This is a genomic window from Bradyrhizobium sp. USDA 3364 (genome assembly GCF_054056355.1).
Map to the genome: position 1 here is coordinate 1 of NZ_JBSRYG010000002.1, position 22,595 is coordinate 22,595.

The window sequence follows — 22,595 nt, forward strand, 5'->3', positions numbered from 1 at the left end:
GCAAAGAACGCCGGATTTCTTGAGACGGCAATCCGCAGCACAGCGTTCGGCCTGACGAAGCAATGGCACTACGACGTTCTTCATTTCTATTTTGGACAGACCTTTCTGTCGCCGGGCTTTCCGCTCTCTGCGCCGGGATCGTTGCTCTCCAGCGTGTCGCTGCTGACGGACACCATCAACCGGCTTTCGGCCGCGGACCTGCACGTCGCGCGCCTCGTCAACAAGAAGCTGTTCATGACGCTGCAAGGTTGCGACGTCCGGTTGGCGAATGAGGGTAATAAGCGCAACGAATGGACGATGTGCGCTCCGCAACATTGCGAGCTCTATCAGAGATGCCTGGACGCGCTCGACCATCGACGCCATTTCCTGATCGACAAGGTGCTGCCGCTGTTCGATCGGGTCTTCTATCTGAATCCAGAGCTGGGACACGTCGTACCGAACGGTCGCTTTTTGCCCTATGCAAACGTCGAGATCGAGAAATTCGACGTTGCGCCGCCCTCGCGGACAAGGACGACCGAGGATCGTTCATGCCCCGACCGCCGGGCGGATCAAGGGCACGCCGATGGTCATGAACGCCCTCGAGCAATTGCGGTCGCGATACGACTTCGAGCTCGTCCTTGTCGAAAAGACCAGTCACGAGCAGGCACTGGAGATCTATCGCTCGGCCGATCTCGCAATCGACCAGGTGCTGGCGGGCTGGTACGGAGGCTTCGCGGTCGAGATGATGGCGATGGGAAAGCCGGTCGCATGCTACATCAGGGAGGAGGACATGAAGTTCGTCCCGGATGCCATCAGGCACGAGCTGCCCCTCTACAGACTCAACCCGGGAAACCTCGTCGAGGACATTGCCGCCATTCTCGAGCGCCGATCCGAATGGCTCGCGCGCGGCCAGGCATCGCGGCGCTACGTCGAGCGATGGCACAACCCGGAGCAAATTGCGAAGGCCATGCTGAGAGCCTACGAAAGCCCCGACTCCGACTTCGAACTGATCCCGAACGCGGACTGAGGCCGGCGCCTCGTTTAACGCTTGCTGCCAACTTCCGCAGGCTTATCCTGACCGGCGGCCTGTCGCATGGTAGCCGCAAAATTCACCGCGAACGCCCTGACGTGACCGTCCTGATGCGGGACGACATGCCGGACGATGGGCCCCTGCGCCTCCCGTGAGGCCTGCATCAAATGGTCGGCGAGCGCGTCCGGATCATCGACGCCGAAATAGCGAGCGGCCCCTAAGGTCTGCTCCCGGTGCACGTCGATATCAGACAGGATCATTGGAACGCCGAACGATTTCGCCTCCTCGACGGTCGTGCTCCATCCTTCGAAGCGCGATGGATTGAGCAGCGCGATCGAGGCCCGCAGCAGTGCGTAGACATGCGGCAGCGGAATCACGCCGAGGTGACGGAAGTGCGTTTCGAGGCCGCGCTTTTGGATCTCGGAATTGACCAGGTCATGGTAGCCGGGTTCGCGCCGATCTTCCGTGCTGCCTGATGCGGCGACCACCACGTCGACCCCGCGACGCTTCAGGATAGTCAGGGCGTCGACCACCAGCTGGTGGTTCTTGTGGCGGTAGAACTGATTGGGCAGGTAGAAATAGTTCGTCGGCAGCTGATGCGTCGCGATGACTTCCGACGGGTCCGTGTTCAGAAACGCGGCCGCCGGTTGGGTCGCGAAGCGAACGACCCTGACGGGGTTTCCGGCACGCGGATAACACGCCTTGAAATCGCGCAAGGCGCTCTCGCTGCTCAGCATGATGGTTCGCCCCGACGCGATCTGGACGCGAAAGCCGATCTCGCGGCGCCAGCGTGCGGCCCTTGGAAACAGCTGAGGCAGAGAACGGTGCTGCAGATCCGGAATCCAGGCTACCGCCGGGATCGGCAGCCGCCAGCCGAAGAAGCGCGCGGCTTCAACAACGACATCGATGCGCGCGGAGCGAAACGCCGCCGCTGCTTCGCGATCCAGACCAAGCCCCAGCGCCGCAGCCAAACCTGGCTGTCCATCGAATGCCTCCGATCGGACGACCTCAACGCCCGGTATCGCGGCAAGCTCCGCGAGCTCATTCTCGTCGGCGCTTTTCCCCGTAAAGACCACCGGAACGAATTCGCCGGGCAGAAACCGGGCGAGCGCCGCGAACAGATTGCGCTGATAATTGTAGCCACCGGCCCAGAGCCGTCGCGAAATGTGCGTGAACGCGAACCGCAACGGGCGGGGCGTCACGAAGGCCGCCCCTTGAACCAGGCGACGTAATCCGCGAGGCCCTGATCCAGCGCAATGCGCCAGTCGAACCCGATCTGGCGCAGCGTTGCATCGTCGGCCAACAGGCTCACGGGATCACCGGGCCGGCTTAATCCCGAATATTGCACAACCGTGTTGCCGCCCCACTGCCTGACAACGCCGGCTGCGATATCGGCAACGCTGGTCCCGCGGCCCGACCCGCCGTTGACGACCCGGAAGGTCTCCTGCGGCAACGGTTGCGCGACACCCGCAAGCAGCCTTGCGACATCGCGAACGTCGGTCCAGTCGCGGATTTCGTTGCCCGTCCCGCCGAGTGTGAGCACCTGCTCCTTGGCCGCCAGCCGCGAGCAGATGTCCCAGAGCAGTTGCTTGCGCAAATTGGGGCCATAGACCGAGAACAGCCGCACGATCGTGCAGCGAATGCCAAACGACCGCGCGTAGCTTCGGCACAGTTGCTCCATCATCAACTTGTGCTGCCCATAGGGCGACATCGGAGTTGCGACGGCACCTTCAGCGATCGGGCCGACATGGTCGGCCCCGTAAACGGCCGCACTTGACGCCGCGACCACCGCGCAGTCCGGCGCCGATCCGCGCAGCCATTCCAGCAGCCGCGCGGTGCTCGCGACAGTCCGCGAGAAATCCTCGAACGGCCGCTCGATCGAGACCCCGACGGACGACCCGCCGGCCAGATGAAACAGATGCGTCGGCAGCCCGTGTGCAGCCGCAAGCGCATCGAGATTGGCGGCATCGACTTCACCGTTGATCCAGCTCTGCAGGCCGAGCCGCCGGGCTTCCATCGCGTCGAGCGCCCCGTGTCCGACGCCATGCACCGCATGGCCCGCTCCCGCCAACTCATGCACCAGATGGCGGCCGATGAACCCGATCGCGCCCGTGATCCAGACGATCATCGCTCAGGCCTTGTGACAGACAAAGGAATAGAGCCGGCCCGGCCGATTGTCGAAACGCTCGGCCATCGACAGCAAAGAGACAAAGACCCGGCGCGATCCGAGCGCGGTCCGCCACAGCGGAGCCACCGGAATCTTTCGCGTCAGCTTCGTCACGATCGCGGCTTTCAGGGTATCCAGCGTATAGGGAAACAGGTTGATCGGGCTTTGCAGCGGTGCCAGCGTGTCGATCGCGGAAAATCCCGCGGTCGTCAGCGCGCCGGTATAGCGATCGAGCAGGAAGGCATGCTCGCCGCCGTAGAGGTGATGCAGCGGATGCTGCGCGAGGAACTGCGGAAGATCCGCCTCCTTGCTGATGACGTGCTCGCGCGCCGCGATCAGCACGCCACCAGGCCGCAGCACGCGAAACATCTCCCGGCATGCCCCTTCGAGATCGCGCGTATGGTGCAGCACGGCGCGGGCGAAGACGAGATCGAACGTCGCATCGGCGAACGGCAGCCGCTCGGAAAACTCTTCAACCACCTGGACCGGCAATTGCGTCTGTTGCGCGAGAGCTCGGATCGCCGCTGCTCCCACGATCGCGCTGGGATCCGGCTCGAGCGCCGTCACGGCAAAGCCGCTTCGGGCAAGTGCATAGCTCGCAATGCCGCGACCGGCGCCGACGTCGAGCGCGGTGCCCGAACGGCCGGCCAGCAGCGCCGCAACCGCTTGCCATTCGGAGCTCTGGAAATAGCGTTCAGCAGCGCCGGCCAAGGGATCGTCGTAGAATGCGTCGAGCACGAGCTGGCGCTGGTCGGGCTGATTGCGCAGCCAGACCACGGCGTCTTCCCAGGTCGTGAACTTGCGCTCAGCGCTCATCGGGTTCGAGCTCCCTCACCAGCACAGCTGGATTGCCCGCGACGATCGAAAACGCGGCAACATCCTTCGTCACCACTGCACCGGCCGCGACGATCGCACCCTGCCCGACCGTCACGCCGCGCAGGACCATCGCCCCCGCGCCGATCCAGGCATCATCGCAGATTCGAACCGGGCTCTCGTCAAGCGTGATATCGTTCGGATGCCCGCGCGTGAAAATCTGCTGGACCTGCCGGTGCCGCTCCGACGCCCGCAGCGGATGCGTGAGATTGTCAAAAACATTCGCCGCATGCGAGATCAGCACGCGATTGCCGATCTCGATCGAGGCGGCCGACCAGATCCGGGTTCCCTCTCCGACATAGCACCACTCGCCGATCTGGATCTCTCCACCATGCGCGAAAGTCAGGAGCTCGCCCAGGATACGGCTGTTGCGGCCGACGACGATCTTGTCGGAATCGCCGCGGATGTTTCTGATCCTGGCATAGCGGCCAAGCGCCGCATCGGCCTGCAGCCGGCAAGTCGCGCGACCGATCAGACGCTGGATCAGGTAATCGAAATTCATGCCGTCAACTGCAGGCAAGCGACGGCGCGCGACGACGCCGCGAGGTCATCGCCCTGCCCCTTGCCGGTATGGATGTCGAAAACGGTGGCCTCGGCGAGCGCTTCGGCGCTCTGGCGCGACCAGCCTTGTCGCGAATAGCCGAAATAGTCGACATGGTGGGATGCCGCGCCGAATGCCTCGATGATCCGCTCGATCATGGCAAGATCGAACACCTGATACCAACCGAGATTGTCGCGCTTGCCGAACGGCACGGAGATCAGGCAGGTGCCTCCAGGCTTGAGGACACGCTTGAACTCCTTCACCGCTGGAACAAAGCCGTCCCGGTCGGTCTCGGCGTCGCGCGGATCGCCCGTGTACAGCATCTGATTGTCGAGGCCGATGTGCTCGATCGTCGAAATGCTGGCGACCGTGTCGAAGACATGATCCCCGAACATGGTCTTCCGGAGATCGCCGAACATATAGGAATAGCCATCATGCCAATAGCACCGTCGCTCCGGGGCCAGCGTCATGATGGTGAGATCGGCGCCGCGCAGCGGCAGACGCTGCAGCAGGAAGTCGTGATTGAATGTCGATCCCGCGTCCAGCATCTTGCCGACATTGTTCAATCGGCCATAGGCCCAGGGATATTCCACCACGCGCTCGTCCATGGCGACGCCGTAGCCGGGCGGAAGCTCCTTTCCTGCCTGAAGCAGGCCCGCGTCGATGGCCGCGGTAATGGTATCGCGCTTGACCGTCTGATAGCCCGGGCCGAACGGCCGCGGCCGCAATCTGAACAGCGGCACGGCAAGCCCGTCGGCTGCCCATTTCAGTTGATGGATCAAGTCACCTGCAGACATCATCTCGGCCCGATCGCCCGCCCTCTGGCCGGCTCTTTGCCCCGTCTAGCACGGCTCAATCCGCGCGACGAGATCGATAAAGTGGGCCCATTGCGAGGCCTTGCTGTAGGTTTCCTGCGTCCGCCTTCGGCCCAACGCGGCAATCCCGGCCCATTGCGGCCAATCCTGCAGGCTGCTTGAAACCACCTCTGCGGCCCTTTCGGGCGCGTCGTAGGTGCGCATCGTGACACCGTCCTGCATCGCCTCCGGATAGTTGCCCGCGTCCGACACCAGCAGGGACCCGCAGCCCATCGCCTCGAAGCAGCGCATATTGCCGCGATCGTTGCCGGCCATGTCGATCGCGCCGTTGAGCACGATCTTCGCGGATCCGAACAGCTCGTAGAGATCCCGGCCGAATAACGGCTGCCGCGCGATTCGCGCGATGACGTCGGGGCGGCGGTGCTTGCGCAGCGGCAGCAACCGGCCGACCGCGCTTTCGGCAAGTCGCGTCAGCCGCGATGCATCGAGGCAGAATACGATATTGCGATCGGTCGCCAGGGCCGCGACCTGTTCGAGGGTCCTGCCCCGCGCACCGTGATGCCGCGAATAGCCACCGACAAATGCCACGTCGATCGGCCGTTCGCCGTGGCCGTACTGCTCCATGACGGGATCAATGGCGGGGAAGAACAGCTCCGCCCGGCAGCCCTTGCCACGCCACGCCTCGAGGATCGAGGGAAAGTTTCCAAGCACCGCGCCATACGCGCTCAGGTCGGCATTTCCCGACGGCGCCGCGCGCCAGCACAGCGTCTTCTTCACACAGCCGGGGAGCTTGGCGACGAACGCACTCGGATAGCGCACTGGATCGAGGTTGTAGAACACTTCGGTTTTGTGATGCTCGATCTGCGCGAGCAGAATACCCTCCAGCGTCGGCGTCCCCTGCATGCCCTGCTCACGCGCCCACTGGCGTTGCAGCACTTCATCGTCGGCATTGGTGAAGAAGGCTTCGGGTGCGCCGTCGAGCACCGGCTTGAGAAAATGCGCCGCGCCAAAGCGATCATGCAGGAACACGTCGCGACGCGCCGCAAAGCCTGACGCCTTTGCCGCAAGCTGGTTCAGCCTTGGCAGATAGGACGGATAGAGACCGCTATTCTGGAACAGACGCATTGCTACGCGGCCCTCGCCAACATCCATTTCATGTTCAGATATGGCCAGATCCGGCCGACGGATTCCCAACCCCAGCTCTGCGATGCCGTCAAGCGGCCGACCACCGTTCGAAGCGGCGCTTCGTCGACGAACTCGGCAAAGGCCGGAACCTTCCGATCGAGCAGTTCCGCGGTCCAGCCCGCCAGCGGTCCATTCAGCCATTCCGGCATCGGCGAGTTGAATCCGACCTTGCGGCGTGCGGTGCGGATGCTTTCGGGCATCAGGTTCGCCATCGCCTGCCGCGCGACCACCTTGGTCAAGCCATCGGCCGATTTGCTCGCCTCCGGCAGGGCCATCGTGTAGGTCACCAGCCGCCAGTCCATGAACGGCATGCGCACCTCGATCCCGTGCGCCATCGAGAGCCGGTCGAAATTACGCAGGATGGTGGGCAGCGTGGTCGAGTGGAACATGCGGTAGAGGCGCCGGTTCAGTGCGCCCCACGTATCGGGCAGTTCGTCATCCTCGGCGACCAGCGGCAACGGCGCGGGCATTGCCGTCAGGCCGCCGCGCAGGAAATAGTGCCCCTGGCGCCGGATCATCTGCGCCCGCAACACGTCGATGCCGCGCTGCGCGAGCTGCGATCGTGACGCGAGTGCGGCTGCTGCGTTGCGGATGCGGAATGCGGCCGACTGCCCTTCCTGCAGGTAGGCGCCCATCAGTTCGTCGGCCCCGTGGCCGTCAAGCGACACGGTGACGTTCTGGCGGCGGAGCTCGCGATAGATCAGCCACGGCGCGCTCGGCAATCCGATATAGACGTCGTCATTGTCGTCGAGGATCCGGTCGAGATCGGTGAGCGCGTCGGAGCGCCCGATCTCGAGAAAGCTCGGCGCCACATCGGCCCACGCGGCCGCCTCCTCCGCCATCGGCCGCTCGTCATTGCTGGCATCGGGAAAGGTCGCGACAAAAGCGTGCCGCCAGGCGGTCGAGTCACGCGGTCCCATGCCGGCCTTCTCGTGGCTCGCCATCGCGCAGATCACCGCGGACGAGTCGAAGCCACCGGACAGGCAGGTCCCGATCGGCACGTCGCTGCGCATCCGTAGCGCAACGGAATCCTGAAACAGCTCACGAAAGCGCGCGACGCGTTCAGCCTCGGTATCCGGGATCGCAGGCAGATGATCCACGGTCCGCCACCAGCGGCGCACCTGCACCCGCCCCTGGCGCAGCCACATGCAGTGGCCGCCTTGCAGGCGGCGGAGCTGCGAGAACAGGGTCCGCTCGCTGCCTTCGATCCCGAACGGGTCCAGCAACAGCCGCCGCGCCACGTCGACGTCGAGCGACGTCTCGATGAGCCCGCTCCGCGCCAGCGCCCGCTGCTCCGATGCGAACACGAACCGCTCGGACGACAGCGCGTACAGCATCGGCTTGATGCCGAAGCGATCGCGGGCAAGGAACAGATCGTCCGTGACCGTGTCGTAGATCGCCAGCGCCCACATGCCGTTGAAGCGCAGCAGCATGTCCTCGCCCCATGCCCGCCAGGCGGCAAGGATCACTTCGGTATCGGACTGGCTGCGGAAGACCGCCCCCTTCGCCTCGAGCTCGCGGCGCAATTCGAGGAAGTTGTAGATCTCGCCGTTGTAGACGATCACATGGCGGCCATCGCCAGATGCCATCGGCTGATAGCCACCCTCACCGGGATCGATGATGGCGAGCCGGCGATGACCGAAGGCGACGTTTCGCTTCGCGTTGAACCAGGTGCCCTCCCCGAACGGACCGCGATGCGCGATCAGACTGGTGAGCCGCGAGATGTCGGCCGGCTGCACCGGGGCGCCGCGCAGATTGACGATGCCTGCGATACCACACATGTCTAGGCGGCCTTGAAGGGCAAGAAGCGGGTGATGATGACGCGGAGATCGCGCCAGCAGACGGCGCGATAGGGACCGAGCTGCGACACGGCAACGGCGGCGACAAAGATCGCCGCCGCCGACACGCCGTAGAGCGACACCACATACCACCATGACGGCGCGTGGTCGAATGAGGTGTGGCCAAGCTGGGAGCGCAACGCCAACGCAACGGCGATGCCCGTGCCGAGCGGGATCAGGACGAAATGCAGCATCCGCGACCACATCGCGGAAAGCCTGAAGGTCCGCCGCAACAGCAGCACCGTGATCACCATCTGCGCGACCATCCCGACGCAGGAGCTCCAACCGGCGGCCTGCCAGCCGATATACGGCAGCGCGATCGCACTCGTCGCCAGCGTGAAGATGCCGGTGACGAGCGAGATCAGCGCGTTGGATCTGGAGCGCCCCTGCGACAGCAGATAGAACGCAAACACGTTGGCGCTCGACCCCAATATCCCGCTGATCGAAAGCACCACCAGCACCAGCTGGGCCTCGGCGGCGACCTCGGCGCCGGTCCATCGATACAGCAGCGCGCCGGCGACCGGGATCAGGCCGCCCAGCGCGCTCGCGGCCAGCACGTTGAGAATCCAAGACGAGCGAAGCAGCAGGTCGACCTTGCGGTCGTCATCCTCCTTTTGCAGCGTGCTGAAGAACGGGAACAGGATCTCGCCGATCTTCAGCACACCGATATAGACCGCCTCCTCCAGCCGCTGCGCGACGCTGTAGAAGCCGACGAATTGCGGCTGCAACAGCGCGCCGAGCAGATAGCGGTCTGCCTGGCCGGCGAACAGCGCACCGCTTTGCGCCGCCATCTGCCAGCCGCCAAGTTTCACCAGCGCATGCAGCGCACCGCGATCGAGTGCCGGCCGTGCCAGCCAGTCACGGATCGCGTGCCGCGACCAGGCGATGCCCATCAGGAGATTGGTCGCGAAACCGAGCGCCTGGCAGCCGAGGAAGGTCGAGGCGCGCGGCGCATAGGGGATCAGCAGCAGCATCGACATCGTCGTCACCACCGTGCCGGTGATGCCGATCGACGCGATCCGCCGATAGTCCTGACGCGCCGTGAACAGCGAGAGGAAGACCGCGAACACGCACTGGCATAGCCAGCCGGCGCCGGCCAATGCGAAGGCAAGCCGAAGGTCGTCGGCGGCCGGGCCACCGAGGTGAAACGCCAGTCGTGCGAGCGGCGCGCCTGCAAGGCCGAGCAAGGCCGCGATCAGGCAGCCCGCGACGATGGCGAGCGCCAGGGCGGTCGCAAAAAACCGTCGCGCCTCGTCGCGATCGGACGGTTCCAGCCTTTGCGCGAGCTCGCGCGTCGTCGACAGGCCAAGTGCATTGCTGAACATCAGCGCCGGCGCGACGCAGGCCGTCACCAGGCCCGCGACACCGAACGCGGCGAGACCGAGCCGGAAGATCACGAACGGGAGAATCGCGAGGTTGAGCAGCACCGCGACCGCGAAGGCCGTCGCGTTCCATGCCGAGTTACCGAGCAGATGGGATGGACCTTTTTTCACCGCCATGCCCGCTTTCGGTCCATCGCTCCGATACGCCCTCAAGTGCCTCTTCCATAAGGGCAAAACCCATTCGGCATGGCGACGGGCTAGCAGCCGGCGCGGGGAATGTCGAGGGTCGGCGGACGGCGGCACCGGGGATACCGGCCAGAACCACTGCCAAGCGACGAGCCGATCTCCACGGAACCATGCCTATTTGTTTCCAGTCCCGGATTGTTGTCCGGGTAACAGTTGGAAAGGCCTGCCAAATTGTCTATGGCAGATGGGCTGAAGCCCCCCGAGCGGCCCGCAAAACAAGAGGTGTCTCAATGCCCTTTCCCCGCGCATCCCAAGCCCTGTCCCGTTTCACCGTGCTGGATTTGACCCGGGTCCGGTCTGGGCCGACCTGCGTACGCCAGCTCGCCGACTGGGGTGCCAACGTCATCAAGATCGATGCGCTGCTGGAGGACGGCGGCGGCGAGCAGCCGGGCGGCCCGCGTGGTGGCTCCGATTTCCAGAACCTGCACCGCAACAAGCGCGCCATGACGCTGAACCTGAAGGACCCCAAGGGGCTCGAAGTGTTCAAGCGGCTGGCCGAGCAGGCCGACGTCGTGGTCGAAAACTTTCGGCCGGACGTCAAGGCCAAGCTCGGCATCGATTATGAGAGCATCCGCAAGATCAATCCGAAGATTGTCTATGGCAGCATCTCCGGCTTCGGCCAGGACGGCCCCTATCACAAGCGCCCGGGCTTCGATCAGATCGCGCAGGGCATGGGCGGCCTGATGTCGGTGACCGGCGCGCCCGGCGAAGGACCGATGCGGGTCGGCATTCCCGTCGCCGACCTCACCGCGGGCCTGTTCTGCGCGATCGGCATCCTCACCGCGCTGCTGGAGCGCGACGTGTCCGGCCAAGGCCAGTGGGTGCAGACCTCTCTCTTGCAGGCGCAGATCTTCATGCTGGATTTCCAGGCGGCGCGCTGGCTGATGGAAAAGGAAGTCGCCAAGCAGGCCGGCAACAACCACCCGACCTCGATTCCGACCGGCGTGTTCAAGACCTCCGACGGCTACATCAACATCGCCACCACGGGCGGGCGGATCTGGGAACGCTGTGCCCAGGCGATCGGCGCGCCCGAGCTGATCACCGATCCTGATTACGCGACCGCACCGGCGCGCTCGAAGAACCGCGACGCGCTGAATGCGAAGATCGGCGCGTTGACCGAGAAGAAGTCGACCGAGACCTGGGTCGAGGACCTGAACGCCGCCGGCGTGCCGTGCGGGCCGATCTACTCGATCGACCAGATGTTCGAGGATGCCCAGGTCAAGCATCTCGGCATGGCCCAGCACGTGCCGAACGACGAGAATCGGCACATCCAGTTGGTCAGCCAGCCCGTGACGCTGTCGCGGACACCGAGCAAGATGGCGGCGCGGCCGCCGGAATTCGGCGAGCAGACCGAAGAACTCTTGGCCGAATTCGGCTTCGGCAAGGACGAGATCGCCGAGCTCCGCCAGCGCAAGGTCGTCTGACGGTACTTTAATACAGAGGCGATTCGAGGCTCATCAGATTCGAATCGCCTACGCCCGCGCAGGCCGCAACATTCGTCCCAAGCCTGCGATCGCCTTGTCGATCACCGGCCAGAACAGCAGCACGATGGCCAGCGTCGTGATGCTGCCGACGAGGCCGTTCGACCAGAACACCTTCATGTCGCCGCCGGAGCCGATCATCGACAGACGGAACGCGTCCTCGGCACGGCTGCCGAGCACCAAGGCGAGCGTGAACGGCGCCAGCGGAATCCCGATCTTCTTGAAGACGTAGCCGACGACGCCGAAGCCCAGCATCAGCCAGATGTCGAACATTGCGTTCTGGATGGCGTAAGCGCCGATCGCGCAGGACACCACGATCATCGGTGCGACCGCCGCGAACGGCACGCGCAGGATCGAGGCGAAGATCGGCACCGTGGTCAGCACCAGCACCAGGCCGACGACGTTGCCGAGATACATCGAGGCAATCAGGCCCCAGACGAAATCCTTGTGCTCGACGAACAGCAGCGGGCCCGGGTTGAGGCCCCACACCATCAGGCCGCCGAGCAGGATCGCCGCCGTCCCCGAGCCGGGGATGCCGAGCGCGAGCATCGGCAGCAGCGCCGAGGTGCCCGAGGCGTGGGCGGCGGTCTCCGGCGCGAACACGCCCTCGATACGGCCCTTGCCAAAACTCTCCTGATCCTTGGAAAAGCGCTTGGCGAGGTTGTAGCCCATGAAGGAGGCCGCGATCGCGCCGCCCGGCGTGATGCCGAGCCAGCAGCCGATCACCGACGAGCGCAGCAGCGTCACCCAGTATTTCGGCAGGTCCTTCCACACCGACAGCACGACGCGGAGCGAGATGCCGGCGGCATGGCCGCGCAGCGCCAGGCGCTCCTCCATCGTGAGCAGGATCTCGCTGATGCCGAACAGGCCGATCACGGCGACGAGGAAGTTGATGCCGCGCAGCAGCTCGGCCGAACCAAACGTCATGCGCAGCTGGCCAGACACCGTATCCATGCCGACGCCGGCGAGCAAAAGCCCGAGCGACATCGAGATGACCGTCTTGTGCTTGGCTTCGCGGCCGAGGCCGACGAAGGAGCAGAACGTCAGCAAATAGACCGCGAAAAATTCCGGCGGGCCGAACTTCAGCGCGAACGACGAGATCATCGGCGCCAGGAAGGTGATCAAGAGCACCGCGACCAGCGAGCCGATGAACGACGAGGTGAACGCCGCCGTCAGCGCCTCGGCCGCCCTGCCCTGCTGCGCCATCGGATAGCCGTCGAAGGTGGTCGCGACCGACCAGGCTTCGCCGGGGATGTTGAACAGGATCGAGGTGATGGCGCCGCCGAACAGCGCCCCCCAGTAGATGCAGGACAGCATCACGATGGCCGACGTCGGATCCATCGTGAAGGTCAGCGGCAGCAGGATCGCGACGCCGTTCGGGCCGCCGAGCCCGGGCAGCACGCCGACGAAGATGCCGAGCACGAGGCCAACCATCATCAGCAGCAGCGTCTTCCACGTCAGAAGAACGGCAAAGCCGTGCAGCAGGAGACCGAAGGCTTCCATATCGCGAGATCCTGTCGATCGCTCAGTAGCCGAGGGCCGCTTCGAGCGGCCCCTTCGGCATGATGACGTCGAATGCGATGTCGAAGGTCACGAACATCGCGGCGGTGAAGACGAAGGCGGTGAGCAGCGACTTCCACAGCGCGATCTTGCCGACCAGGCGCATGAAGCCCGAGATCAAGAGAAAACTCGCGACATAGAGGCCGAGATATTGGGTGGCGAGGCAGAACAGGAAGGTCGGCACGAACACCGCCATCACCCGGCGAAACTGGGCGCGGGTGACGAAGGTCTCGGCGGCTTCCCGGCGCGAGAGGTACGCGGCGCCGAGACCGTAGAGGCTGGCGCCGCCGAGGATCACCGAGAGATAGAACGGGAAATAGCCCGGCTGCGGTCCGGTCGAGTCCCACGATGCGCCGGTGCGCCAATTGTCCCAGCCGAGCACGACGGCGAGCGCAAGCAGAAGCAGCGAGACGACGATGTCGACGACGCCGGTCGAGACGACGGCGGGGGAATTATCTTCAGGCGCAGTCGGATCGTCGACGACGATCTCAATATCGGTATTTGACATGGACGAGACGGTCTGGGTTGCGAGGGCAACGATTGGGATAGCGTGCTGAACCAATCACCGTCAATGCAGCCCTTCAGCTAAGCACCGGAACGTTCGGGAAACGCGCTCGCAAGTGCAGCACGCTCCGGCCTGAGCACGCCGCGCTCGGTGATCAATCCGGTCACCAGCCGCGCCGGCGTGACATCGAAGCCGAAATTGGCGACCGACGAGCCGTCCGGAACCACGCGCACGGTCTCGATCCGTCCATCCGCGGTCCGCCCGGTGAGGTGCGTCACCTCGCTGGCCGCGCGCTGCTCGATCGGAATCTGCCTGACGCCATCATCGATACGAAAGTCGATGGTCGGCGACGGCAGTGCGACATAGAACGGCACGCCGTTGTCGTGCGCAGCCAGCGCTTTAAGGTAGGTCCCGATCTTGTTGCAGACGTCGCCGTTAGCGGCGACGCGATCGGTCCCGACGATCGCGAGATCAACCATGCGATGCTGCATCAGATGGCCGCCGGTGTTGTCAGGAATCACTGTATGCGGCACGCCGTGATGGCCGAGTTCCCAGGCGGTGAGCGAGGCGCCCTGATTGCGCGGCCGCGTCTCGTCGACCCAGACGTGGACCGGAATGCCGCGGTCATGGGCCTGGTAGATTGGTGATGTCGCCGTGCCCCAATCGACGGTTGCAAGCCAGCCGGCATTGCAATGCGTCAGCACGTTCACCCGCTCGCCCGGCTTCTTGGTCGCGGCGATGGCCGCGATCAGGTCGAGCCCATGGCGGCCGATATCGCGGTTGATCTCGACGTCCTCGTCGGCGATCTCGCGGGCGCGGGCATAGGCCGCCTCCGCGCGGGCCGAAGCCGCGAGCGGCGCCAACGCGCGCTGCATCTCGTCAACAGCCCATTTCAGATTGATCGCGGTCGGCCGGGTCGCGGCCAACATCCGGCCGGCACGGTCGAGCGCCGCGTCGGATGGGTCGGCGCGCATCGCCAGCGCCACGCCATAGGCCGCAGTCGCACCGATCAGCGGCGCGCCGCGCACCAGCATCGAGCTGATCGCCTCGCCGGCCTCCTCAGCCGTCGTGATATTCGCGACAACGAATTCATGCGGCAGCCGGCGCTGGTCGATCGCGCCGACCGACCAGCCGTCAGGCTCGAGCCAGATACTGCGAAAATGCCGTCCGTCTACTTTCATGTGCGCAACACCCGTCCGGCGACTGCATCGAGCTTGGCAAGCAACTGCGGATCGCGCGCCGCGGGCGCAGTGATCAGCGCGGTGTCCAGCGCGCGGTCCGAGCCGACCGGGCACGGCTCGTGCTCGCGCGGCAAGTCCCGCGCCAGACGCGCCACCAGTGCCTTTGCCTTCTCGGCGTTCGAGTTCAGCACGCGGATGATGTCCTGCACCGTCACCGCATCATGCGCCGGATGCCAGCAGTCGAAATCGGTGACCATCGCCACGCTGGCGTAGCAGATCTCGGCCTCGCGGGCGAGCTTGGCTTCCGGCATGTTGGTCATGCCGATCACCGAATAGCCCTGCGCCTTGTAGGTCAGGCTTTCGGCCAGCGAGGAGAATTGCGGCCCTTCCATGCACAGGTAAGTTCCACCGCGCGCAAATGCGATGCTCTCCGCCTCGGCAGCCGCGGCGAGATGCTTCGCCAGCAACGGCGAGACCGGATGCGCCATCGAGACATGCGCGACGCAGCCCCTGCCGAAGAACGAGCTCTCGCGCTTGTAGGTGCGATCGACGAACTGGTCGACCAGCACGAAACTGCCCGGCGGCAGCTCCTCCTTGAACGAGCCGCATGCGGACAGCGCGACCAGGTCGGTGACCCCTGCCCGCTTCAGCACGTCGATATTGGCGCGATAGTTGATGTCGGACGGTGACAGCGCATGTCCCTGGCCGTGCCGCGGCAGGAACACGATCGGCAGTCCCGCCATCTCGCCCCGGCGCAGCGGCGCCGACGGTTCGCCCCACGGGCTCGTGATCGCTTCCTCGCGAACATTCTCGAGACCCGGCAGATCGTAGATTCCGGATCCGCCGATGATCCCCAACACGGCTTTGGTCATGATCGCTCCTCACCGTCCCGCAATGGCTTGCCGGACGTCCGGCCATACTGCGGCGCAGTAATCACCGCGCCGCCGCCGCTTGCAAGGCAATTCCGGCCCGAGGGTGAAGCAATCAGGCCGGTCATTCCGGGCGATGCGAAAGCATCGAACCCGGAATCTCGAGATTCCACAATTCGCAATTGCATTGGGGTTCACGCTTCGCGTGCCCCGGAATGACGAAGGATGGACTGACGACAACCGCAACCGCTATTTTGCGACAAAGCCCGCCGCGTTCATCAGCGAGGCGTTCTGCTTGTCGTCATCCTCGAGGAATTCGACCATGTCCTTGCCGGTGAGGAAGATCGGCTTCAACGCCTGCTTCTCCATGTAGTCCTTGTATTCAGCCGTCTGCGTCACCTTCTGGAACAGGTCGACATAGAACGCCTGCTGCTCCTGGGTGACCTTGCCCGGCAGGAACATCGCGCGCAGCATCAGATACTGCACGTCCAGCCCCTCCTCCTTGCAGGTCGGGATGTCGTTCCAGGACTGCGTGTCGGTGACCTTGGCCTTGTAGGAGATGCGCTCCTTGTCGAACACGCAGAGCGCGCGGACCTGCCCCGCGCGCCAGACCTCGAGATTCTCGCTTGGATTGTTGACGTTGGACTCGGTGTGGCCGCCGACCAGCTGGGTCGCGGCCTCGCCGCCGGACTTGTACGGCAGATAGGAGAATTTCGCGCCGGTCTTCTGCTCCATGAAGACCGTCAGCACGTGATCCTCGCGCTTGGAGCCAGTGCCGCCCATCTTGAACGGCGCGCTCGCGGCCTTGGCGGCCGCGATGAAGTCCTTCACGGTCTTCGGACCGGAGGCGTTGTCCCACAGCACGAACTGGTCGAGTGCGATCACCGACACCGGCGTGAGGTCGCGCCAGTTGAACGGGATCTTGGCCGACAGCGGCAGCATGTAGATCAGCGAATAGGCGATCAGCACCTTGTTCGGATCGCCCTCGCTGGACTTCATGTACATCAGCGCTTCCGCACCCGACGCACCGCCCTTCAGCGACACCACCATCGGCTGCTTCATCAGATTGTTCTTCTGGATCGCCGCCTGCATCATCCGCGCCATCTGGTCGGAGGCGCCGCCGGCGCCGGCCGCAACCACGATTTCGACCGGCTTGCTCGGCTCCCAGCCGGCGAACGCCGGCGTGCTCAGCAGCAGGGCCGCGATTGCAGCCGTGGTTTTTACAATCTGTCCCACGTGTTTCTTCCCTATCTATTTGTTCGGCTTGGCAAAACCTGCGAGGTGGCGGGGTGCGGTCATTGTGCCGAGAATAAGAGTGAGTTCAAGCCGCGAACTGCCGCATGGCCTATGACTTTGGAATGAGGTGAGTACGTCATGGTCACGCATCATCGCTTACGTCATCGCGACGGTGCTTCCACTCGCACTGCCGTCGTCCCGGCGAAGGCCGGGACCCATACGCCGCAGCAAGAGTTGTAAGCGGGACTCGTCATTCCAGCATCGTGCAACGATGACTATTTGGGGTTATGGGTCCCGGCCTTCGCCGGGACGACCCTGAATTTGCTGCACGGTCCGCAGGAGCCTCTCGCAGCCGCTACTTGCCCTTGAAATTCGGCGCGCGCTTGTTGAGGAAGGCGTCCATGCCTTCGCGGAAATCCTCGCTCATATAGGCGCGCAGGATCAGGTCTTCGCCTTCCTCGCGCGACAGCGTGCGGCGGATGCGGCGCACCGCCTCCTTGGTCACCTCTAACGTGATCGGCGCGTGACCGGCGACGAGCTTGGCGGTCTCGTCGGCGCGGCGCTGCAACGTCTCCACGTCGGGGACGACCTCGTTCAACAGCCCGAGCGCGAGCGCCTCCGGCGCCTCGACGAGGCGCGCCTTGAAGATCAGGTCCTTGGTCCGCGCCGGACCGATCAGCGAGACCAGCCGCGAGATGTTGGACATCGAGAGGCAGTTGCCGAGCGTGCGCGCGATCGGGAAGCCGATCCGGGTCGCCTCGGTGCCGATGCGGATGTCGCAGCATGCGGCGATGCCGGCGCCGCCGCCGGTGCAGGCGCCGGCGATCGCGGCGATCACAGGCACGCGGCACTGTTCCAGCGTACCCAGCACGCGGTCGATCCGCGCCTCATAGTCCAGCGCGTCCTGCGCGGTCTCGAAGGCGCGGAACTGCGAGATGTCGGTGCCCGAGGCGAACGCCTTGTCGCCGGCGCCTGTCATGATCAGCGCCTTGATGGAGTGATCCTGATTGATGTTCTCGCAGATCGACGCCATCTGCTCGTACATCGCAAAGGTCAGCGCGTTACGCGCCTGCGGCCGGTTGAACGTGATGCGCGCGATCCCGTCCTCGACGGAGTAGATCAGGTCTTCGGTCGAAGTGACGGGCGCGTTCATGTCTCGCTCTTTCTGTTGTTTGCGATTCGATTCTCAGGCGACAGCTTTCGACGCCTGCGCGGCGTCGCGGCCCTTCAGGACCTCCATCGCCGCCAGCACGCCGCCGCCGCGATGCGGCACCTTGGCCAGATCGAGGCCCATCTCGACGCCGGACAGCGTGCCCATCAGCATCAGGTCGTTGAAGTGGCCGATATGTCCGATCCGGAACACCTTGCCCTTGACCTTGTTGAGTCCGGTGCCGAGCGACATGTCGAAATTCTCCAGCACGACCTTGCGGAAATGGTCGGCGTCGTGGCCATCGGGCACCCGCACCGCCGTCAGCGCCGGCGAATGCGCGCCCTGCTCCTGGCACTGGGTCTCCAGACCCCAGACCTTGATTGCAGCACGCGTTGCTTCGCTGTGGCGCTTGTGGCGGGCGAAGACGTTCTCCAGCCCCTCCTCCTCCAGCATCTTGACGGCCTCGCGCAGGCCGAACAGCAGGTTGGTGGCGGGCGTATAGGGCCAGGTGCCGGCCTTGTTGATGTTGATGACCTCCTGCCAGTCCCAATAGGAGCGCATGCCCGGATTGGCCTTGGCCACCGCCAGCGCCTTCTCTGATACGGCGTTGAAGCCGAGGCCGGGCGGCAGCATCAGGCCCTTCTGGGAGCCCGCGATCGAGACGTCGATGCCCCAGGCGTCGTGCTCATATTCGAGCGAGCCGAGGCCGGAGATGGTGTCGACCATCAGCAGCGCCGGATGCTTCAGCGTGTCGAGGATCTTGCGGACGTCGCGCGGATAGGTGACGCAGGCGGTCGAGGTCTCATTATGGACGACGCAGACGGCCTTGATCTTGTGAGCCTTGTCGGCGGCAAGCCTGGCCTCGATCTGCTCGAGGTCGGCGCCGTGGCGCCAATCGCCGGCAATGAAGTCGACGTCGAGCTTGAACTTGTCGGCAATGCCGTGCCACAGCACGGCGAACTGGCCGGTCTCGCACATCAAAACCCTGTCGCCGGGCTGCAGCGTGTTGACGATCGCGGCCTCCCAGGCGCCGGTCCCCGACGAGGGGTAGATGATCACGGGCTGCTTGGTGCGGAACACACGCTGCATCGCAGAAAGCACAGCAAAACCGATCTCGGCGAATTCGGGACCGCGGTGGTCCATCGTCGGCATATCCATGGCCCGCAGCACCCGGTCCGGCACGTTGGTCGGCCCCGGAATCTGCAGAAAATGCCTTCCTGTATGCACGGTCATGAGCGTCTTTCCCGGTCCTGCCTTGGTCTTGGTAAACCGCTCGCATATCACTATTCGCCGGATTTGTCCCAGGCCCGGCGAGGGTCCGTCATGCAGATCTGACGGCGCTCCACCGGGGCCGGCCACCGCTCATTCGGCAGCCACGACAATGCGCGTACTCCCGACCGAACTCAATCGCCGCAACGAGAGATGGATGACCATGAGTTCGGAGGTTCAGAATTGAGGAAATCGTGCAGAACTGACGGGGCGGCCGAAGGATGTCCTGCAGTCCCGAGCCGTAGCAATTTTCCCGACAGATGCGTGATCAGAGCCCCATCAAGAGTTTTGAATCTACTTCCGTCAGAGGATCTGCGAATCCCGCCAGAGAGCCGCGCGAAGACTTGGCAGCACTCTGAAGACTTGGCAGCACTCTAGTGGCTGGTACCCAGCGAATAGTACTGCGCGCCAAACGGTAGCAACGAAAACAGCCGGTCAACTCTGCGGAGCAAGGGGCCAGCCGCTGGCACCGAAAAGATATATCGCGTGCTGATATCGTTGAAGCCTGCGCTATCGAGAAGAGTTTCGGAATCACGTCGTTTCAACAGCACTGCGTCCTTGTCGAATTCACAGGTGTTGACGATGCGCCGGGTCACCGGATTGAAGGGATTGTGCTCGAAGATCACGAACAATCCTCCGGGACGCAGTACCCGGCGCACGTCGGCAACCAGCGCCGACCTCAGTGCAATAGGGACGTGATGAAACACATTGATCGCGAACGCGCAGTCGAATGACTTGTTGCCGAACGGGAGATGGGTGCCGTCAAAGACTTCGTAGTGGATGCCAGGGTTGCGTTGTCGCGCCACTGCAATGCTGGCACTCGAAACGTCGACTCCCGAAATCCTGCCGACCCGATCTGTCAATTGCTTGTGGGCATTGGCAACGCCGCAACCGACGTCGAGCAGCTCGGCCTTGGCTGCGCCGCCCTGACGTGCGTCGAGGATATCGACCAGATAGTCATTTTTAACGCGCGCGAAGAAGTCGATATCGAGGCCCGAAAAATTCAAGGCCTTGTTGATCTCTTCATTGTAGTTTGCCGTATACGCGTCGAACTCGGCACCCTTGATATCGTCCGGCTGTGTCATCGGTTGTCACCATAGCTTCCAAGGCGCGGAACCTGAGGCCCACATCTCTTCGAGCTCGCGTTTCTCTCGCAGAGTATCCATCGCCTTCCAGAAGCCTGGATGGCGATAGGCCATCAATTGTCCATCGGCAGCCAGTCGCTCCAGCGGTCGACGCTCCCAAACCGTTTCATCGGCGTCGATATAGTCGAGGACGCCAGGTTCGAGGACGAAGAACCCGCCATTGATCCAGCCCATTTCGGCGTCTGGCTTTTCGTGGAATCGCGATACGGCATCGTGCTGGTCCATATCGAGAATGCCGAAACGGCCAGGTGACGGGATTGACGTCACCGTCGCGAGCTTGCCGTGCTTGCGATGGAATGCGATCACCTTGGCGACATCGATATTTGCGACGCCATCGCCGTAGGTGAGACAGAATGTTCCATCAAGATACGGCGCAACACGTTTGATGCGTCCGCCAGTCATCGTATTCAGGCCGGTATCAATGATCTTCACCGTCCAGTCATCAAGCGATTTGGGCGTGAGGTAGCGGACTTCGCGCGTGGCGGTGTGAATCTCGATGTCGTTGGTTTCCAGGAAGTAGCTGGCGAAATAGTGCTTGATCATCGACGCCTTGTAGCCCGCGCAGATGATGAAATCATTCAGCCCGGCTGCGGCGTAGAGCTTCATCACGTGCCACAAAATCGGCCGTCCGCCGATTTCGACCAGCGGCTTAGGGACGAGATCGGTTTCCTCGGAAAGACGTGTACCAAACCCACCGGCGAGAATGACCGCTTGCATGTCTTGGCTCTCAGTTCGCCCATCGCGGCGCAGTTGAGTTGTGTCGACGGTCTCACGCGCCAGGTTGAAAATCCTGCTGGCTCAGAATGTCGATCACCGGACCATCATAGCCAATATCCTTGAGATAGTTGCGTATCTCCACCGGAATGTGCCACGCCAGATTGAGCAATGGATTGGCGCCCCGTGGGGCCTTGAGCATGTCGTCGTCGGAGCCGATCGGAATCCGCGTGCCCGGCAGGTAATGGCCGATCTTCATCGAACCGGGCTTTTCATGAACGATTGAAATCGAGTCGTCGTCGAGCGCCAACAGCTTGATCAGGATGGCGGCGCGGCCCGGGAACGCCTTGCCGCGAAGGGGGCCATTCTTCTGTACAAGAGCCCTCAACTCCTGACTCTTCTTGTCGCGCCAGCGCGTCACGCCGCTGCGGAGTGTTGCGAAATCCAAGCCGAAGTGAGCCTCCTTGGCCTCGAGTTCCTCTATGGCTGCGGGCTCTACCGCGGACGCCAGCTTGCCCGCAAAAACACGAATGTTGCCGCCATACCGCGCGGGAAACTGCACGTCGATCAGATTGAGACCAAGCGCGCGGGCGATGAACACGAACGAGCGGTAGCTGTATGTGCGCGGATGCTCGTGATAGAAAGTATCGAACTGATTGGTCAGTAAGACCGATCCGAGATAGTGATTCTCGATGACCAGGATGGTGCTTTCGCCGATCAGGCGCTTCAGTGCGGCGATTACGCTGCCGAGATTTTCGATGTGCGCGAACACGTTGGTGAAGGTGATGAAGTCCGGCTTGCCATGCGTGGCTACGATCTGCTCCGCCGTTGCCTCGGTGAAGAAATCGTGGATAGTCACATGTCCTTTTGCCGCACAATCCTGCGCAGCCGAGGTCGGCTCAACACCGATGGTGGTGGCGCCCTTTTGACGGAAGAAATCGAGCAAGCTTCCGTCGTTGCAGCCGACATCAACGACCTTCTTCCCTGCAACCGGGCCGAAGCGCTGCTCGCAGGAATCGGCAAGACTCTTCATTCCGGAGAGCACGTCGGCGGTGAAGCGCGACCGGTAGTGATAGCTCTCGGGAAACAGTTCGCGTTTTGGAACCTGAAAGCGCTGGTGCGCGGTCCGGCAATTGTCGCAAAAGAGAATCTCGATCGGGTATTCGGCACACGTCCGCGAGCTTCCGATCGCAACCAGATCATCGCACATCGGGTGGGCGCCGAGATCCAGCACGGGAGCAAGGGTGCGACTGCCGCACACTTCGCAATGATCGATCTGATTTGCCGGCACGATTGTCGAATTCATTCGGGATCCATGTGACAAGCTATTACGGCGCATTTAGTTGTATCAAAGCCGCCGTACCCTGAAATACGTGGTGACTTTGCGTATCGGGCTCCATTTGTCAAAGGTTAAGGTCGGCGGCCATCCCCGCTAAATCTTGCGGGCTGGCGGCGTCTCGCGTTCGACGGGTTGCCAGAACCTTCGCAG

At 63.6% G+C, this 22,595-nt stretch carries 21 protein-coding genes; 2 read left to right on the forward strand and 19 right to left on the reverse strand.

Annotated features, from left to right (window positions below; genetic code table 11):
• The coding region (locus ACVILL_RS00160; protein ID WP_456727277.1) for a hypothetical protein at positions 1-429 on the reverse strand (429 nt) is incomplete at its 3' end.
• 133 nt (positions 430-562) lie between these two features.
• Here ACVILL_RS00160 and ACVILL_RS00165 point away from each other — a divergent pair.
• Entirely contained in the window at positions 563-1,006 is a 444-nt protein-coding gene (locus ACVILL_RS00165) for a glycosyltransferase (RefSeq protein ID WP_456727278.1), read from the forward strand.
• Between the two features lie 14 nt (positions 1,007-1,020).
• Here ACVILL_RS00165 and ACVILL_RS00170 read toward each other — a convergent pair whose 3' ends face one another.
• From ACVILL_RS00170 to ACVILL_RS00205, 8 genes are all read right to left on the reverse strand, one after another.
• Positions 1,021-2,211 carry a glycosyltransferase family 4 protein gene (locus ACVILL_RS00170; protein ID WP_456727279.1) on the reverse strand — a complete coding sequence of 397 codons (1,191 nt, stop codon included), beginning with the start codon at positions 2,209-2,211 and terminating at the stop codon, positions 1,021-1,023.
• On the reverse strand, positions 2,208-3,137 hold the full coding sequence (locus ACVILL_RS00175; protein WP_456727280.1) for an NAD-dependent epimerase/dehydratase family protein: 930 nt from the start codon (positions 3,135-3,137) through the stop codon (positions 2,208-2,210). The genes ACVILL_RS00170 and ACVILL_RS00175 overlap by 4 nt, the downstream gene beginning before the upstream one ends.
• Before the next feature lie 3 nt (positions 3,138-3,140).
• The gene (locus ACVILL_RS00180; protein ID WP_456727281.1) at positions 3,141-3,992 is read right to left on the reverse strand and encodes a class I SAM-dependent methyltransferase; all 852 of its coding nucleotides are present in this window, start codon (positions 3,990-3,992) and stop codon (positions 3,141-3,143) included.
• Entirely contained in the window at positions 3,982-4,551 is a 570-nt protein-coding gene (locus ACVILL_RS00185) for an acyltransferase (RefSeq protein WP_456727282.1), read from the reverse strand. The genes ACVILL_RS00180 and ACVILL_RS00185 overlap by 11 nt, the downstream gene beginning before the upstream one ends.
• Positions 4,548-5,390, reverse strand: a complete 843-nt coding sequence (locus tag ACVILL_RS00190; protein WP_456727283.1) for a methyltransferase domain-containing protein — start codon at positions 5,388-5,390, stop codon at positions 4,548-4,550. Before ACVILL_RS00190 ends, ACVILL_RS00185 begins: the two co-directional genes overlap by 4 nt.
• A 42-nt stretch (positions 5,391-5,432) precedes the next feature.
• Positions 5,433-6,434, reverse strand: a complete 1,002-nt coding sequence (locus ACVILL_RS00195; RefSeq protein WP_456727284.1) for a glycosyltransferase family protein — start codon at positions 6,432-6,434, stop codon at positions 5,433-5,435.
• A 98-nt stretch (positions 6,435-6,532) separates the two neighbouring features.
• Positions 6,533-8,371 carry an asparagine synthase (glutamine-hydrolyzing) gene (asnB, locus tag ACVILL_RS00200; protein ID WP_456727285.1) on the reverse strand — a complete coding sequence of 613 codons (1,839 nt, stop codon included), beginning with the start codon at positions 8,369-8,371 and terminating at the stop codon, positions 6,533-6,535.
• Between the two features lie 2 nt (positions 8,372-8,373).
• Positions 8,374-9,927 carry a lipopolysaccharide biosynthesis protein gene (locus ACVILL_RS00205; RefSeq protein WP_456727286.1) on the reverse strand — a complete coding sequence of 518 codons (1,554 nt, stop codon included), beginning with the start codon at positions 9,925-9,927 and terminating at the stop codon, positions 8,374-8,376.
• Between the two features lie 299 nt (positions 9,928-10,226).
• Here ACVILL_RS00205 and ACVILL_RS00210 point away from each other — a divergent pair, with 299 nt between their 5' ends.
• A complete protein-coding gene (locus ACVILL_RS00210) occupies positions 10,227-11,420 on the forward strand; it encodes a CaiB/BaiF CoA transferase family protein (RefSeq protein ID WP_456727287.1) in 1,194 nt (397 codons plus the stop codon).
• Between the two features lie 48 nt (positions 11,421-11,468).
• Here ACVILL_RS00210 and ACVILL_RS00215 read toward each other — a convergent pair whose 3' ends face one another.
• The 10 genes from ACVILL_RS00215 to ACVILL_RS00260 all read right to left on the reverse strand — a co-directional run bounded on the left by ACVILL_RS00215 (position 11,469) and on the right by ACVILL_RS00260 (position 22,412).
• The gene (locus ACVILL_RS00215; RefSeq protein ID WP_076858927.1) at positions 11,469-12,980 is read right to left on the reverse strand and encodes a tripartite tricarboxylate transporter permease; all 1,512 of its coding nucleotides are present in this window, start codon (positions 12,978-12,980) and stop codon (positions 11,469-11,471) included.
• A 22-nt stretch (positions 12,981-13,002) separates the two neighbouring features.
• Positions 13,003-13,545 carry a tripartite tricarboxylate transporter TctB family protein gene (locus ACVILL_RS00220; RefSeq protein ID WP_456727288.1) on the reverse strand — a complete coding sequence of 181 codons (543 nt, stop codon included), beginning with the start codon at positions 13,543-13,545 and terminating at the stop codon, positions 13,003-13,005.
• 77 nt (positions 13,546-13,622) lie between these two features.
• On the reverse strand, positions 13,623-14,723 hold the full coding sequence (gene mtnA, locus ACVILL_RS00225) for an S-methyl-5-thioribose-1-phosphate isomerase (RefSeq protein WP_456727289.1): 1,101 nt from the start codon (positions 14,721-14,723) through the stop codon (positions 13,623-13,625).
• Positions 14,720-15,595 carry an S-methyl-5'-thioadenosine phosphorylase gene (locus tag ACVILL_RS00230; protein WP_456727290.1) on the reverse strand — a complete coding sequence of 292 codons (876 nt, stop codon included), beginning with the start codon at positions 15,593-15,595 and terminating at the stop codon, positions 14,720-14,722. Before ACVILL_RS00230 ends, mtnA begins: the two co-directional genes overlap by 4 nt.
• A 246-nt stretch (positions 15,596-15,841) precedes the next feature.
• Positions 15,842-16,819 (reverse strand): Bug family tripartite tricarboxylate transporter substrate binding protein, encoded by a 978-nt coding sequence (locus tag ACVILL_RS00235; protein WP_456734128.1) that lies wholly within the window; start codon positions 16,817-16,819, stop codon positions 15,842-15,844.
• A 364-nt stretch (positions 16,820-17,183) separates the two neighbouring features.
• Positions 17,184-17,981: an enoyl-CoA hydratase/isomerase family protein gene (locus ACVILL_RS00240; protein WP_456727291.1), complete on the reverse strand. Its 798-nt coding sequence runs from the start codon at positions 17,979-17,981 to the stop codon at positions 17,184-17,186.
• 33 nt (positions 17,982-18,014) lie between these two features.
• Entirely contained in the window at positions 18,015-19,211 is a 1,197-nt protein-coding gene (locus ACVILL_RS00245) for a pyridoxal-phosphate-dependent aminotransferase family protein (RefSeq protein ID WP_456727292.1), read from the reverse strand.
• A gap of 410 nt (positions 19,212-19,621) precedes the next feature.
• The gene (locus ACVILL_RS00250; protein WP_456727293.1) at positions 19,622-20,332 is read right to left on the reverse strand and encodes a class I SAM-dependent methyltransferase; all 711 of its coding nucleotides are present in this window, start codon (positions 20,330-20,332) and stop codon (positions 19,622-19,624) included.
• Positions 20,333-20,338: 6 nt separating this feature from the next.
• Entirely contained in the window at positions 20,339-21,109 is a 771-nt protein-coding gene (gene rfbF / locus ACVILL_RS00255; RefSeq protein WP_456727294.1) for a glucose-1-phosphate cytidylyltransferase, read from the reverse strand.
• Between the two features lie 52 nt (positions 21,110-21,161).
• On the reverse strand, positions 21,162-22,412 hold the full coding sequence (locus tag ACVILL_RS00260; RefSeq protein WP_456727295.1) for a class I SAM-dependent methyltransferase: 1,251 nt from the start codon (positions 22,410-22,412) through the stop codon (positions 21,162-21,164).
• Between the last annotated feature and the right edge of the window lie 183 nt (positions 22,413-22,595).

What these genes read in the sequence shown, in the direction of transcription:
- ACVILL_RS00165 (WP_456727278.1), top strand. Translation starts at nt 563, where the DNA reads ATGGTCATGAACGCCCTCGAGCAATTGCGGTCGCGATACGACTTCGAG.
- ACVILL_RS00175 (WP_456727280.1), bottom strand. Translation starts at nt 3,137, where the DNA reads ATGATCGTCTGGATCACGGGCGCGATCGGGTTCATCGGCCGCCATCTG.
- ACVILL_RS00180 (WP_456727281.1), bottom strand. Translation starts at nt 3,992, where the DNA reads ATGAGCGCTGAGCGCAAGTTCACGACCTGGGAAGACGCCGTGGTCTGG.
- ACVILL_RS00185 (WP_456727282.1), bottom strand. Translation starts at nt 4,551, where the DNA reads ATGAATTTCGATTACCTGATCCAGCGTCTGATCGGTCGCGCGACTTGC.
- ACVILL_RS00190 (WP_456727283.1), bottom strand. Translation starts at nt 5,390, where the DNA reads ATGATGTCTGCAGGTGACTTGATCCATCAACTGAAATGGGCAGCCGAC.
- asnB (WP_456727285.1), bottom strand. Translation starts at nt 8,371, where the DNA reads ATGTGTGGTATCGCAGGCATCGTCAATCTGCGCGGCGCCCCGGTGCAG.
- ACVILL_RS00205 (WP_456727286.1), bottom strand. Translation starts at nt 9,927, where the DNA reads ATGGCGGTGAAAAAAGGTCCATCCCATCTGCTCGGTAACTCGGCATGG.
- ACVILL_RS00210 (WP_456727287.1), top strand. Translation starts at nt 10,227, where the DNA reads ATGCCCTTTCCCCGCGCATCCCAAGCCCTGTCCCGTTTCACCGTGCTG.
- ACVILL_RS00215 (WP_076858927.1), bottom strand. Translation starts at nt 12,980, where the DNA reads ATGGAAGCCTTCGGTCTCCTGCTGCACGGCTTTGCCGTTCTTCTGACG.
- ACVILL_RS00220 (WP_456727288.1), bottom strand. Translation starts at nt 13,545, where the DNA reads ATGTCAAATACCGATATTGAGATCGTCGTCGACGATCCGACTGCGCCT.
- mtnA (WP_456727289.1), bottom strand. Translation starts at nt 14,723, where the DNA reads ATGAAAGTAGACGGACGGCATTTTCGCAGTATCTGGCTCGAGCCTGAC.
- ACVILL_RS00230 (WP_456727290.1), bottom strand. Translation starts at nt 15,595, where the DNA reads ATGACCAAAGCCGTGTTGGGGATCATCGGCGGATCCGGAATCTACGAT.
- ACVILL_RS00240 (WP_456727291.1), bottom strand. Translation starts at nt 17,981, where the DNA reads ATGAACGCGCCCGTCACTTCGACCGAAGACCTGATCTACTCCGTCGAG.
- ACVILL_RS00245 (WP_456727292.1), bottom strand. Translation starts at nt 19,211, where the DNA reads ATGACCGTGCATACAGGAAGGCATTTTCTGCAGATTCCGGGGCCGACC.
- ACVILL_RS00250 (WP_456727293.1), bottom strand. Translation starts at nt 20,332, where the DNA reads ATGACACAGCCGGACGATATCAAGGGTGCCGAGTTCGACGCGTATACG.
- rfbF (WP_456727294.1), bottom strand. Translation starts at nt 21,109, where the DNA reads ATGCAAGCGGTCATTCTCGCCGGTGGGTTTGGTACACGTCTTTCCGAG.
- ACVILL_RS00260 (WP_456727295.1), bottom strand. Translation starts at nt 22,412, where the DNA reads ATGAATTCGACAATCGTGCCGGCAAATCAGATCGATCATTGCGAAGTG.